Annotated in this window: 11 protein-coding genes; 5 read left to right on the top strand and 6 right to left on the bottom strand. The window is 41.5% G+C overall.

Annotation, left to right across the window (positions count from 1 at the left end; genetic code table 11):
- A complete protein-coding gene (locus NR125_RS14825) occupies positions 1–687 on the bottom strand; it encodes a response regulator (protein ID WP_009331980.1) in 687 nt (228 codons plus the stop codon).
- Positions 688–738: 51 nt separating this feature from the next.
- Positions 739–1,881, bottom strand: coding sequence for a sensor histidine kinase (locus NR125_RS14830; protein WP_009331981.1), 1,143 nt, complete (start codon positions 1,879–1,881; stop codon positions 739–741).
- Between the two features lie 385 nt (positions 1,882–2,266).
- Between NR125_RS14830 and NR125_RS14835 the strand changes: the two genes are divergently transcribed.
- The 5 genes from NR125_RS14835 (at position 2,267) to NR125_RS14855 (ending at position 9,432) form a co-directional block, all read left to right on the top strand.
- Positions 2,267–2,899, top strand: coding sequence for a YigZ family protein (locus NR125_RS14835; RefSeq protein WP_009331982.1), 633 nt, complete (start codon positions 2,267–2,269; stop codon positions 2,897–2,899).
- Positions 2,900–2,998: 99 nt separating this feature from the next.
- Positions 2,999–4,021, top strand: coding sequence for an LCP family protein (locus NR125_RS14840; protein ID WP_256815597.1), 1,023 nt, complete (start codon positions 2,999–3,001; stop codon positions 4,019–4,021).
- Between the two features lie 158 nt (positions 4,022–4,179).
- Positions 4,180–7,083, top strand: coding sequence for an N-acetylmuramoyl-L-alanine amidase family protein (locus NR125_RS14845; protein WP_256815598.1), 2,904 nt, complete (start codon positions 4,180–4,182; stop codon positions 7,081–7,083).
- A 136-nt stretch (positions 7,084–7,219) separates the two neighbouring features.
- Complete coding sequence (locus tag NR125_RS14850) at positions 7,220–7,903, top strand: SH3 domain-containing protein (protein WP_071159742.1); 684 nt, start codon at positions 7,220–7,222, stop codon at positions 7,901–7,903.
- A gap of 2 nt (positions 7,904–7,905) precedes the next feature.
- Positions 7,906–9,432, top strand: coding sequence for a SpoIID/LytB domain-containing protein (locus NR125_RS14855; protein ID WP_009331988.1), 1,527 nt, complete (start codon positions 7,906–7,908; stop codon positions 9,430–9,432).
- Positions 9,433–9,456: 24 nt separating this feature from the next.
- On the opposite strand, the gene NR125_RS14860 is transcribed toward NR125_RS14855, so the two are convergent.
- Genes NR125_RS14860 through NR125_RS14875 form a run of 4 tightly spaced genes read right to left on the bottom strand, consistent with a single transcriptional unit; the run spans position 9,457 to position 13,766 of the window.
- Entirely contained in the window at positions 9,457–10,701 is a 1,245-nt protein-coding gene (locus NR125_RS14860; RefSeq protein ID WP_009331989.1) for a glycosyltransferase family 4 protein, read from the bottom strand.
- Positions 10,702–10,714: 13 nt separating this feature from the next.
- Positions 10,715–11,578, bottom strand: a complete 864-nt coding sequence (galU, locus tag NR125_RS14865; protein WP_009331990.1) for a UTP--glucose-1-phosphate uridylyltransferase GalU — start codon at positions 11,576–11,578, stop codon at positions 10,715–10,717.
- A complete protein-coding gene (locus NR125_RS14870; protein ID WP_009331991.1) occupies positions 11,575–12,657 on the bottom strand; it encodes a glycosyltransferase in 1,083 nt (360 codons plus the stop codon). The genes galU and NR125_RS14870 overlap by 4 nt, the downstream gene beginning before the upstream one ends.
- Positions 12,654–13,766 carry a glycosyltransferase gene (locus NR125_RS14875; RefSeq protein WP_009331992.1) on the bottom strand — a complete coding sequence of 371 codons (1,113 nt, stop codon included), beginning with the start codon at positions 13,764–13,766 and terminating at the stop codon, positions 12,654–12,656. The genes NR125_RS14870 and NR125_RS14875 overlap by 4 nt, the downstream gene beginning before the upstream one ends.
- Between the last annotated feature and the right edge of the window lie 2 nt (positions 13,767–13,768).

Raw genomic sequence — 13,768 nt, forward strand, 5'->3', positions numbered from 1 at the left:
CTATCTCACTTCAACCCAGCCATTCTTAATCGCTACTACAACGGCTTGTGTACGGTCATTTACATTCATCTTCTGCAGAATGTTGCTGACGTGGTTCTTAACCGTTTTTTCACTGATGTAAAGAGCTTCGCCGATTCCGCGGTTGCTTTTTCCGTCAGCAAGCAGCTGAAGGACTTCACATTCGCGGCGTGTCAGCAGGTGAAGCGGACGGCGGATTTCGATTTGTGACGAGTAGCCTCCGCTGCTTCCTGCTCCTACAGCTGATAAGCGGCGGTATTCGTTGACAAGGTTATGTGTGACCTTCGGATGCAGGTATGATCCTCCATCTGCCACAACTTTTACTGCTTCAACTAATGCATCAGCATCCATTTCTTTCAGCAAGTAGCCGCTTGCACCTGTCTTCAGCGCATGTGTAACATAATTTTCATCATCGTGGATGGATAGGATGATGACCTTTGAATCAGGATGCTTTTCAATTAATTGGCGAGTTGCTTCCACACCATTCACATTCGGCATGTTAATGTCCATGATGACAACATCAGGATTATACTCTTCCACCAATGAGATAGCTTCAGCTCCATCATCACCTTCTGCTACTACATCAAATGATCTTTCAAAATCTAAGATGCGTTTTACCCCTTCTCTGAACAATTGATGGTCATCAATTATGACAATCTTTGTAGTCAATTGCTTCGCCTCCCAAATTCTCCGGTTAAATGTTTTCTCTATTTATAATTTCTACAAGTTCAAAGGTACCTGGATAATGACAACCGTGCCTTTTCCCGGCTTGGAATCGATGGAAAGCTGCCCCTCAAGAAGCTCAACTCTCTCTCTCATCCCAATGATCCCAAAGGACTCAGTCTTTCTTTCCCGGATATCAAATCCTCTGCCGTTATCTTTAATGATGACGGCTACCCTTGCCTTATTAATCTCCAATTTCACAATAATCTCGGCGGCCTCTGAATGCTTCAGTGCATTTGTAACAGATTCCTGAATTAGCCTGAAAAGTGCGACCTCATACTGAGATGGGAGCCTCTTTTCTTCTCCAAGATTGGAAAACCTGATTTTAGTAGTGCTATGATATTCTTCGATTGTCTGCAGGTATTTTTTGAGGGTAGGCACTAATCCCAAATCATCAAGTGCCATTGGACGCAAGTCATAAATGATCCTCCGCACCTCGTATAAGGCACTTCTGACCATTTTTTTGAGGCTTTTGATTTCTGTAATTGCCTCGTCCCCGCCCCTTTCTTTATATACCCGTTCAATCAAATCGGATCTCATCATGACATTGGCCATCATTTGTGCTGGACCATCATGGATTTCTCTGGACAGCCTTTTTCGTTCTTCTTCTTGAGCTTCAATTATTTTTAAGCCAAATTCTTGCTTGATCTTTGCATCTTCTATAATTTCACCCATTTGTTTAAGGTCACTTGTAAGATAGCTCATGACTACAGAAATTTGTGAAACAAGCGCTTCTGCTCTCTCGATCGTTTCACCAACACCGATCAGCCTTCTCTCGATATCATCTCTGCGATCACGCAGCTGTTTTTCCAGCTGCCGGTTCATGGACAAATCCATTTGCAGCTGATGTGCCTTCTCGTATGCATCCCGAACCTCTGATTCGGTGTAATTCTTGAAATGCATGCTGACTTCTGATAAACGCTTGCGGGCAAACCTGGTTTGAACCTCCAGTTTGTCCCCCTCATCAATTGTCTTTAACACCATTTGCTTAACTTCTCTTAACTCTTCAGTAAGGGTTTCATAGTCTCTGCGGCACTGCTCGCCGATTCTGAATATCTCATCCTTACTCGTTCCTACAGTGTCTACCATCTTTTGCAATATAAGATCAAGGGTTTTTGTATCAAACTTCTTTATGTTCATGTAAAACCTCCAAAAGGAAACAATTCCTTTCGCATCTATTATACCTGCCATATATTGTAGCTTGTAATAGTAAAGGTTACTATATCCGTATTATGAAAACTATGCCAAAAAGGCAAAAAATCGATAGAAAGACTCAATCTTGTTTTTCTCACCCGTGTCTTATATCCTATATATATTGATGGTAAACCTTTTAACTGAATTTTATACAGAAGTTATTGCATAAAAGAAATTCCCCTATGAGAATATTTCCTATTATACCATCTCTAAAAGTTACCTATATTAAAGTTTCATTACAATCACTTGAAATCTAAATTTATCGATTATTGTCGTTTTATAATGAAATATGTATTTTCTCTTCATAATGTAATTGAAAGGAGCTGCAGAAGTGCTGCCCCGTTATTTAACAGTCAAAAGTACAGGCGAACATGAGATCATTATTCAAAAATCAAGGTTCATTGCTCATATAGCACGAACAGAAACTGAGGCGGAAGCCCAAAATTTCATACAGGAAATTAAAAAGAAGCATTGGAACGCCACTCATAATTGCTCAGCCTATTTAATTGGCGAGAATGATCAGATTCAAAAAGCAAATGATGATGGGGAACCCAGTGGGACAGCAGGTGTTCCCATATTGGAAGTTTTGAAAAAAAAACAGCTTAAAGATACAGCTGTTGTCATAACCAGATACTTCGGCGGAATAAAATTAGGTGCAGGCGGCCTGATCCGTGCTTATGGGAAATCAGCTTCCGATGGAATTAACGCTGTCGGAATTGTTGAAAGAAAACTGATGCGCGTCATGCATGCAAAAGCAGAATATACATGGCTCGGAAAGCTTGAAAACGAACTCAGGTCTTCCGCTTATACACTCAAGGATATTTTATATTTAGACCGCGTTGAAATACTGACATATGTAGAAGAAGGCCAAACAGAAATTTTTTCTGAATGGATAACCGAATTAACCAATGGACAAGCGGAAATTTCGCAGGGAGAACTGCTATACTTAGAGGAAGAAAAATAATATTCTCAACACTTATTTACGAAGGAATAAAAATTCGGTAAAATATACTATTGCATGAAACAAAATTCCTTTTCAAACCAATGATAAAGTAGGGATATAATGTCTGTTTCGAGATCAAGAAAACGAAAGATTAGAAGAAAACGCTTCTGGCGTGTCATAGTACTTGCCCTCTTTCTGACGATTATTGGCGGAGGGACTTTCCTGGCATATGATCTTATATATAGTGCCAATAAAGCAACAAGTGAAATATATCAGGAACTGGACAGTGATAAGATTGGAAATCACCGGACAGATGAAGTGGAAATCTCCAAGGATCCTTTTAACATTCTATTAGTGGGGATTGAAGATCAGGAAGGCGGCGAGCGATCCGATGTCCTGATGCTCGTAACCGTAAATCCTCAAACTGAAGAGGTAAAAATGCTGAGCATCCCTCGGGACACACGGACATACGTGCCCGAAGTCGGCTATAATACAAAGATTACCCATTCTTACAGCAACGGAGGCATTGAGTCTACCATCACGACAGTGAATGAACTGCTCGATATTCCAATTGATTATTATATTACAACAAACTTTGATGGCTTTGAGGATATTGTCGATACATTAGGCGGAATTGATGTTGATGTTCCATTTACCTTTAAAGCACAGCTGACCGATAGCTTAAAATGGAAGACTTTCCGTGAAGGAAATATGGAGCTTAACGGGAATGAAGCTCTGGCATATGTAAGGATGAGAAAAACAGATCCAAAAGGCGACATGGGAAGAAACGAACGCCAGCAGCAAGTGATTAAAGCCATTGTCAATAAAGGAACATCTTTCAGTACGATTACAAAGATCGACGATATCATGGAGGACTTAGGGGCAAATGTGAAAACAAACATCCCGCCTTCTAAATTTGCAAGCTTCGTCAAGCTCTATTCTAAAATCAAAAATACAAACATCGAGAATTTAACCTTAAAAGGCTATGATGAATATATCGATGATGTATATTATTACATTCCTGATGAAGATTCCATTTCTGAACTAAGCTATGAACTTAATGACACTCTGGGCAGCAGTACAGATAGCTATACAGCTGAAGAGGAATCATGGCAAACCGATCAGCAGGAAGATGAGTATTAAATATGGACAGAAGAGTACACGCAATGTGTGCTCTTCTTTTTTTACCATTATTTTCTACGGGTATTTTGAACTATCTTTTCTACATACGGGTTGGAAGAATTGACAATTTTCGCTAGAATAGGTAAAGAACCCAAAATTTTGTCGACGGAGGGAAAAACATGAAAAAATTTCTGGCATCTTCGGTTCTTGCTACTGCAGCTCTGTTCCCTGTCCTCGTGAATGCGGAAGACATAGATCTTCCTGCCAATATGCTTGTAGGCCAAAAGGTGGAGATCAGGTCAGGTGCGACCGCATCTTATCCACTGGTTACATCCTTATCAACCGGTAAAAAAGTCACTGTCATCGATGAGTTTACCAATTCAGCAGGAGAACTTTGGTACCGGGTAGATTTGGGCACCAATAAAGGCTGGGGATTGGCATCCAGTTTTACAGCTCAAAGCACTGGCGATTCCGGGATTCAGATCGGTAAGCAGGCTATAATAACCGGAGATAATGTCAACGTCCGAAAAGGAGCTACCACTTCCTATGAACCTATTGCGAAACTATCAAAAGGAACTACTGTTAAAGTGATTGATAGTTTTAAGAATAGTAGCGGAGAACTCTGGTACCGCATTGAATCAGGCGTGATAAAAGGGTGGATTATAGAAGACTACCTAAAGGCTGATGCTGAAGTCAAACCTCCTGCGCCTGTCAAAGAAACAAAAACCGTTCAGATTGACAAAGCTCCTGTCCGTAAAGGAGCAACCGACTCTTATAGCATTATTACATATGTAAATAAGAATCAAACTGTGACGATTATTGACACATTTAAAAATGCTAATGGCGAAGTATGGTATCGGGCTGACTTAGGAACTGTTCAAGGCTGGATTAAAGAGACTGCTTTTCAGGCTGTCACACTTCCGCCTGCCTCTGAGACTGGATCAAAAACGGTCATGATTGATAAAGCCCCTGTCCGCAAAGGCGCTACAGATTCTTATAGTATCGTTACCTATGTGGAAAAGAATCAGAAAGTAAATATTATTGATTCGTTCAAAAATGCTAATGGCGAAGTATGGTATCGAGCTGACTTAGGAACTGTTCAAGGCTGGATTAAAGAGACTGCTTTTCAGGCTGTCACACTTCCGCCTGCCCCTGAGACTGGATCAAAAACGGTCATGATTGATAAAGCCCCTGTCCGCAAAGGCGCTACAGATTCTTATAGTATCGTTACCTATGTGGAAAAGAATCAGAAAATAAATATTATTGATTCGTTCAAAAATGCTAATGGCGAAGTATGGTATCGGGCTGACTTAGGAACTGTTCAAGGCTGGATTAAGGAGAATGCTTTTCAGGCAGGCTCTTTGCCGCCTGCACCCGAAACCCCGGATCTGCCTGCAATTGGAAGCTATGTCTATAGCCAGGTAAATTCTTTGGATGTACGAAGAGGAGCCACTTCTTCTTATCAATCCGTTGGGAAATTGACACTAAATCAGAAAGTAAAAGTTCTCGACCACTTTGTTCACTCCAGCGGCGAAGCCTGGCTGCGAGTAGAAGTGAACTCAAGCCTTGCTGGCTGGATCCCTGCTGAAAGTGCGAGTGCCAATCAGGCTATTAACACAAAGTTATATGTAAGTGTGGATGTTGCCAACATGCGAAGCGGCCCTTCTTTAAGCCACTCTGTCATCGATCAGGCAACAAAAGGTGCGGAGCTGACTGCATTTGAAACAGCGAAGGATTCAACAGGAGATTTTTGGTATAAAGTGAAAACATCCGCAGGCAGTATTGCTTGGGTACATGAATCTGTGGTCTCAAAACAGCCTTCTGTTTCCGTTGGCACAACCATGCTTGTCGGGACCATGAATGCTGCTTTATATGCTGGTGCTTCATATGATTATAAAATTAGCGAAAGACTTCCTTATAACAGCAAAGTAACCGTTCTTGGCGAATTCACCAACTCCCTTGGACAGCGATGGATCAGAATAAAAAGTGCTGCAGGGAAAACCGGATGGACTCCAGAATACGAACTTGTTACATCACAGAATGTATTTAAGTATGTTTTTGCTAAAAAAGGCGCGGTCATCCGCAAAGGAGCAGGAACGAACTATGGAGTCAGCGCTTACCTTGCTGAAAACGATTCTTTGAAGATTCTGCGCAAATTAAACGGCTGGCTGAATGTTGAAAATGCGAAAGGAACGCGGGGATGGGTTTTAGAAACTCAAACAACGACTGTTTCTGCTAAGAGACTAAGCTCCCCTGCATATTCCACAGTTAATGGAGAGAATTATTTAACTTGGATTAAACCTAGCAATTTTGCAGTCTCGTACACTACTTTGTCTTCTAACCGCTTAAAGATAACAGGAGCAATGACCGATATTGAGCTGCCAAAAGGAAGCATTAAAGGAATTAAATCCATTGAAACCTTTGCATCCGGCTCCCAAAAATCAGCGGTTATAACGTTTGAACCAGGATATTCATTTACATTAAGAGATTATTCGAATAAGGTTTCAGTCAAGATTGTTCCATTTGGATTATTAGGCAAAAAGATTGTGGTGGATGCGGGCCATGGCGGAAAAGATCCTGGTGCAATTGGCCCATCTGGCTTGAGGGAAAAAGATGTAACTCTAAGCACTGCCCTGCTTCTAAAAACTGAATTGGAGAAATATGGGGCAACCGTCATTTTAACACGAAGTACAGATATTTTCCTGGAGTTGTCCGAAAGGACTTCTATTGCTAACAATTCTACCGGGGATGCGTTTATCAGCATTCATGGCGATTCTTTCTCTTCTACATCAAAAGGGACAACAACTTATTTCAATTCAACTGTTAACTTTAATGGTCCCAGAAGCGAAACTCTGGGAAATGCGATTCAAAAAAATATGATTTCTTCAATGAACACTTATAACAGGGGCGTAAAAGAACAGAACTTCTATGTAAATAGAATGAACCAGCTTCCCAGTGTTCTGGTTGAGCTAGCTTTTATCTCGAATCCAAATGAAGAAGCTCTTCTAAAAACAACTGCCTTCCGTCAAAAAGCGGCGATTGGTATCACTAAAGGATTAGAGGAATATTTTAACAAGTTTTAAATAAACAGATTATATTTCCTTTAATTTCTTAATCTGTTAATCTACTAATATTAAAATTGGGTATATATTCTGCTATGTACCCAATTTTATTTTTGCGCTAAACCGAAGTATATAAAATATTCAGGGGGAAAATTGAATGAGCCGTACGAAAAAGTTGATCGCTGCAGGAGCCTTGACTCTTGGAATTGGAGCAGGAGCTGTAATATTCACTCCACATGCAATCAATGCTTCCAGCAATGTAGTTTTAGCAAGTGTAGATTGGGTTACTTCTCAATTAAATCCGATGAAAAGCAAGATTTCAGACCTAGAATCAAAGATAGCTTCCCAGCAGCAGGAGATTAATAGCCTGAAAAGTCAAATTGGCAATCCAACCACTCCACCTGCAGAAGGACAGCTTCCTTCTGCCGTATATGTGACAAAGAGCTCAGTGAATATCCATTCCGGAGCTTCAGCTGATTATAAAGTCGTTGCCACTAAATCGATTGGATCAAGCTTAAAAGTGATAGATTCTTTTAAAGCATCAACCGGATTATGGTACCGTGTGGAATTGTCTGCTACTTTAAAGGGCTGGGTGTTCTCAGGCAATGTATCGACAGATAAACCATCAACGACAGCACCTACTCAGGTTATTACAACCGGCGATGTTCACTTGCGCAAAGGAGCCACTACTTCATACGAGGTCATTCAAACACTGCCAAAAGGAACGGTCCTAAAGTATATTTCAACTTTCGTTAACTCTAAGGGAGAAACCTGGTATAATGCCCAAACCTCTGCTGGAGTAAAAGGCTGGGTATTCGGCGGTCTTAGCGAGGTGAGATAATTTTGAAAAAGATCATCTCATTCCTCAGTTTCATTTTATTGCTCACATGCCTGCCTGCCTTCACTCAAGCAGCCGAACCAAAGCAGTATAATGACGAAGTAAATGTATCTGTATATTTGAAATCAAACCTAACAATTACGTTAAATGGCACCTATCAGCTTGTTAATAAAGATACTGGCACCAAAACGGCTGTGCCGGAAAGCACTGTCTTGACGGTAAGCAAGGATACTTCAGGAGTCTCTGTCATCTATACTGGCTTTAGCCAAAAATCTGCAAAGGGATTTGATTTACAAGAACTAAGCGGCACTTCCAAGCTGGCGGTCTTTACGGCAGATACTCCTTTGAGAAGAGGTGCAACTTCTTCTTACGAGATTATTAAGACGTTTAAAGCTGGAGAAAGTGCCAATTACCTTGACTCTTTTACAAATGCACAAGGACAAGTCTGGTATAAAGTATCTTCTGGAAGTTTATCCGGATGGGTATTATCCACAACAGTGAGACTTTCCGATGCAAGCTCGCTATCCACTGCAAAGGTAAGCAATGGCACAACATACCGGGGCAGCTTCTTTTTAAAGCCGAACGGATCACAAGTAGAGATCATTAATTTTCTGGGTATGGAAGATTATCTAAAAGGTGTTGTTCCAAGTGAAATGCCAGCTTCCTGGCCGAAAGAAGCCTTGAAAGCACAAGCAATCGCAGCAAGAAGCTATGCTGCCAACACGATGATGCTTACAAGCACAGCGGCAAGCCAGGTTTACAAAGGATATTCAGGCGAGGATTCCAGAACAAATACCGCTATTCAGGAAACAGCCGGTTTAGTGGCCAAGTATAATGGAAAGCCTATTCAGACCTTTTTCTTCTCAACCAGCGGTGGCAGAACAGCAAATGTTGGAGACGTATGGAATTCCAACCAGGCTTCTTTTCCTTATCTGGTTTCGGTCGATGATCCATATGAATCCTCCCCATACAGCAGCTGGAGTGAAACATTTACTTCTGCACAGCTGTTAAAAAACTTTGGGTTTACAGATACCTCTGCTACCATTTATGATTTGTCTCTATCAAAAACAGGAGCAAATGGAGAGGTTCGAGGCGTTACTATTAAAACATCTGCTGGAGATAAAACCGTAACTGGAAATGAATCTGTTATCAGAAAGCTTTTCCCGCTTCCTAATTCAAGCGTCTATAACCAGCTCTACTCAAACTGGTTTGATGCGGTGCTGAATGGTTCTGCATCTGGATTAACCGTTCAAACCGCAAGCGGCACGGCAAACATCAGTGATATGAAAGGCCAAACTGTTCAGACCGCAAACGGCCAGGTAACACTTTCCGACTCAAAGGTGTCCATTCAAACCGCAAGCGGCATCGTAACCAATGAAGGATCCGGCATCACCTCCGTTACTTTGAACGGGAAAGGCTGGGGACACCGGATCGGCATGAGCCAATATGGTGCAAAAGGATTTGCCGAAAAAGGCTGGAAAGCAGAACAAATTATTACTCACTATTTCAAAGGAACTACAGTTTCCAAATAAGAAGAAACAAAAGAGCCAATTCTCCTAAGAATTGGCTCTTTTTTCTTTATTCTGCTCTCCCAAATGGAAAAGGATATCATCAACGATACTTTTCCAGGAGTACTGATCAATGGCAAGCTTCCTGCCATTTTCTCTCATAGTTTGATAATCCTTATCACTGACACTCATTAAATCTGATACTGCGGCGGCAATGCCTTCCGGGTTTTCAGGCGGAGCAATCTTTCCGCAATTATACTCTTCCAGGATGGCTGCACTCTCTCCGTCTCCGCAATAAAGAACAGGCACACCAGAAGAAATGGCTGGAAATATTTTAGAAGGTCTCGCACCTTTGAAAAGTTCTATATTCCTCAAAGAAACAATGCTGTAGTCCGCAGCAGCAAACATATCCGGCATCGCTGAGACAGGCACAGAACCATAGAAAGTCACATTGTCCAGCTGCAGCTCTTTCTTTAAGTTCAGCAGCTTTTCACGCTCCTGGCCATCGCCGACAAACAGGAAATGGGCATCCGGCTGCTTGTCCTTCAATAGAGCAGCAGCTCTCAAAACAGAATCAAGCCCCTGGGCATAACCAAGATTTCCAGCATACATGAAGACTTTTTTGCCCTCTATGCCAACTTCTCTTAACAGCTCAGTGTTTTTAGACTGAGGAGCAAATGTATCGGTGTTGACCCCGTTAGGGAGAAGAAAAACATCTTCCTCTTTCTTTCCTTTACGGACCATATACTCTTTAATCCCTTCCGTGGCAGTCGCAATCTTCCAGGACTTCCTATAAAGAAACATCTCAAGACGTTCAGCCATGCGGATAAAGGACCTATTCTTAAGAATCCCAAGCTCTACGGCTGATTCCGGCCAAATATCTGCAACATTGAATACAAACTTTGCCCTTTTCATTTTAGCCCCTAAATACCCTGTAATACCAAGGAATAGCGGCGGGGAATTACAGATGATCACATCGGTAGGCTTCGACTTAAGAATCGAGTAAAAAGCGCTGAAAGTAAAAGAAAAATAGGAAGCAAGCCTTTTCCAGAAACTTCCCTTAGGAGATGGATAAATCCAGGAACGATGCACAGGAATTCCATCCCAGTTTTCAAACATATAGAAGCGTCCCTTATACTCCTCTGGAATGATGCCATGAGGATGATGCGGGAAAGCTGTGATCACTTCCACCTGATGCCCTCTGCTGATAAGCTCTTTACTTACTTCATAAACACGAATCTGAGGAGCGCCAGTTTCAGGGGGAAAATGCTGACACAAGTAAATCACTCTCATTTTCCCATCTCCATTACTTAACATTTAGTTCCTTCAGATAGGCTGACAGCTTATCTTTAAGGTCAGGGCGCTTTAATGCAAAATCGATTGATGCCTGCAGGAATCCGAATTTGTCTCCGACATCATAGCGGTTCCCCTGAATGATGTAAGAGTAGATGGATTCTTTATCAAGAAGGCTGTCAATTGCATCTGTTAGTTGAATTTCACCTTTTTTATCCGGCTGGACATCCTCGAGCATATCGAATATAGCTGGTGTAAGAATGTATCGGCCCACGATTGCCTGAGTTGATGGCGCTTCTTCAACTGCAGGCTTCTCTACAAGGCTCTTAACTTTAAAAAGATCGCCAGTGTTTTCGGAATAATTTACAATACCGTATTTATATACTTCAGAGCGCGGCACCTCATTACATCCAAGGATGCTGGACTGGACTTTTGTGTATTGATCAATCATTTGCTTTAATGCCGGAACTTCACTATCAACAATATCATCGCCTAAAAGAACGGCAAAGGGCTCATTGCCGATGAATTTTTTAGCACATAGAACGGCATGGCCAAGGCCAAGCGGCTCTTTTTGCCTTACATAATGTATATCCACCAGGTTTGAAATGTTCTCCACAACTTCGAGCATTTCATGTTTGCCCGTTCTCTCCAAAAGCATTTCCAGCTCAACAGATTTATCAAAATGATCTTCAATCGCTCTTTTGCTTCTGCCAGTTACAATAATAATATCTTCAATGCCTGACTCAACAGCTTCCTCAATGATATATTGAATGGTTGGCTTATCTACGATAGGCAGCATTTCTTTAGGCTGAGCCTTGGTAGCAGGCAAAAATCTGGTACCCAGTCCTGCTGCCGGTATTACTGCTTTTTTAATCATGATTTCATCCCCTTGTTCAAGGTTTGCTCATATAAATCGAGCATGCCATTTGCGTTATCCGTCCAGTTGTAATTAGCCTTTACATGTTCAATGCCTGCGAGTCCCATTTCTCTGCTTTTCTCTTTATTGTTCGCTAGTTGCAGCATGGCTTTTGCAAGCTCTTCAGGATTCTCTTTTGGCACAACGAAACCGGTTTTCCCTTCCAGCACCACTTCAGGAAGTCCGCCAACATTCGACACAACTGCCGGCACACCGCAGGCCATTGATTCAACTGCTGCTACACCGAAACTCTCGCTATCTTCAGTAGATGGAACTCCAAATACATCCATCTTATTAATGTACTCCGGGACTTTATCATTTGGCACCCGTCCGGTAAAGGCAGTCACATGATCGATTCCAAGGTCTTTTGTCAGTTGTTCATACTCTGCGCGCTGCGGTCCGTCCCCGACGATAAGAAGTTCAGAATTGCTCTTTTCCTTATAAATTTCAGCAAAAGCTTTGATTAAATCACCAATACCGTACTTATCTGAAAGTGCCTTTACCGTCCCAAACGTCACTTTACCTTCTGTCTTAAATTCAGGCATTGGCCTGAACTTGTTCATATCTACGCCAAAAGGTGTAACAAATACCTTTTTATCTGTATACTTGTTCGTTTCTTTAGCCATGATATGACTTGTTGAACAAATGACATCAGCTTTTGAAAGTGTGTATTCAACGACTTTCCGGTTTGCGCTACCCTGCTGAGGAAATTGAAAAATATCTCTTCCCCATACAGAAACATAAAAAGGCTTGTAATTGGCTAATGCCCCAACAAATCCATAGCTTGATACATAATGTGCATGAAGGATGTCAGGCTGAAAGCTTTTAAGAACCTTTTTTAAAGCGAAAACGCTCGAAATATACGACAATTTCCCGGGCAATAGCTTAGGAAGGGTGATTGTGTCAATTTCCCTGGCATTTTCTTCAGAAAAATGGTCGAAGAATGTAACAACCTTTACATCAATACCTTTATTTTTATAAAACAATGCCCATTTATGTGTGTGAATTGATCTGCTTGGAGCAAGTATTAGTACTTTCATAGTTCCTCCTTTAACAAGGCACTCTTTACCTTCTTGACTCTTGCAAGCCAGGAATGCTTATCGGCAAAAGTCTGCTTGATGTTATGGCGGTATATTTGTGTATTACCCGCCATTTCTTCAATTGCTTTAGCCATATCATCTGCCTGGTCTGCACATATTAACCCATAGCCATCTGTTTCAATGATATCTCTTTGTGCCTCACAATAAGTGGCAATGACAGGAAGCTCATTGGATAGATACTCCACCAGCTTAACAGGCACGGAAAAATCATTATATGTGCTTCTATACCGCGGAATGAAGGCAAAATCCATTTCACGGTACAATTCATTTAGTGCTTCCCCGCTTAAATGCTTAACCTTTACATTAAGCTTCTCAAGACGGCTTCTTCGGTCTGAAGGAAGGCTTGTGAACTCGTCTTCCCGGCAGACAACAGTCAAGTCACAGACTCTCTGGTCCTTGTTAGCCATCTCTAAAGCATCCAGCAGCAAAAATAGCCCATAATCTTCGTTGTTTATACCGCCAACATATATTCCCTGAGCAGTCCTGCTGTCTTTTTCTTTTTTGATAATATTCTTTGCCTTGCCTCCGGGAGGAAGAGCAATTTTCCGTTGATTGATATCAACATACTCACCCATCGCATCGCTAGGAAGGAAAATAACGTCGCAATACTTCTGGTAAAAGCTTTCTTCCATCCGATAAACAGTTTTCATGATCGTCTTCTTTGGACCTTTTAAAGGATAAAGCTCATCAAATTTCCAATAAACATCCCGATAAAATACACCGACAGGCACATTTTTCTGCTTTAAAAATTTCATGACCTTCAGGTCGATAAATGGTTTTTTGGGAATATGCCCTTTATCTGTAAGCCAAAAAGGAATCGTCTGGTTCTCCATATAGCAGAACCATATATCATTAAGCTTTCCTTCACTTTGCCAGGTGTTAAACAGCTCCTCCCTCGCGGCTGATGAACCGGACAAGAGAAGAATTTCTGCATCGTTTTCCTTCCCCCAGCTTAAGAAAGCCTGATGGATTTCTTTTGGCCTGAGTTTGGAACCGCTATTGGCATTTTCAGCTATTTCAAAAGGATAATACAGCAATACTTTTTTCATGG

Origin of the sequence: Cytobacillus sp. Bac17, assembly GCF_024519925.1 — a bacterium.
Classification (GTDB): Bacteria; Bacillota; Bacilli; order Bacillales; family Cytobacillaceae; genus Cytobacillus; species Cytobacillus pseudoceanisediminis.

What these genes read in the sequence shown, in the direction of transcription:
- NR125_RS14830 (WP_009331981.1), bottom strand. Translation starts at nt 1,881, where the DNA reads ATGAACATAAAGAAGTTTGATACAAAAACCCTTGATCTTATATTGCAA.
- NR125_RS14840 (WP_256815597.1), top strand. Translation starts at nt 2,999, where the DNA reads ATGTCTGTTTCGAGATCAAGAAAACGAAAGATTAGAAGAAAACGCTTC.
- NR125_RS14845 (WP_256815598.1), top strand. Translation starts at nt 4,180, where the DNA reads ATGAAAAAATTTCTGGCATCTTCGGTTCTTGCTACTGCAGCTCTGTTC.
- NR125_RS14850 (WP_071159742.1), top strand. Translation starts at nt 7,220, where the DNA reads ATGAGCCGTACGAAAAAGTTGATCGCTGCAGGAGCCTTGACTCTTGGA.
- NR125_RS14860 (WP_009331989.1), bottom strand. Translation starts at nt 10,701, where the DNA reads ATGAGAGTGATTTACTTGTGTCAGCATTTTCCCCCTGAAACTGGCGCT.
- galU (WP_009331990.1), bottom strand. Translation starts at nt 11,578, where the DNA reads ATGATTAAAAAAGCAGTAATACCGGCAGCAGGACTGGGTACCAGATTT.
- NR125_RS14870 (WP_009331991.1), bottom strand. Translation starts at nt 12,657, where the DNA reads ATGAAAGTACTAATACTTGCTCCAAGCAGATCAATTCACACACATAAA.
- NR125_RS14875 (WP_009331992.1), bottom strand. Translation starts at nt 13,766, where the DNA reads ATGAAAAAAGTATTGCTGTATTATCCTTTTGAAATAGCTGAAAATGCC.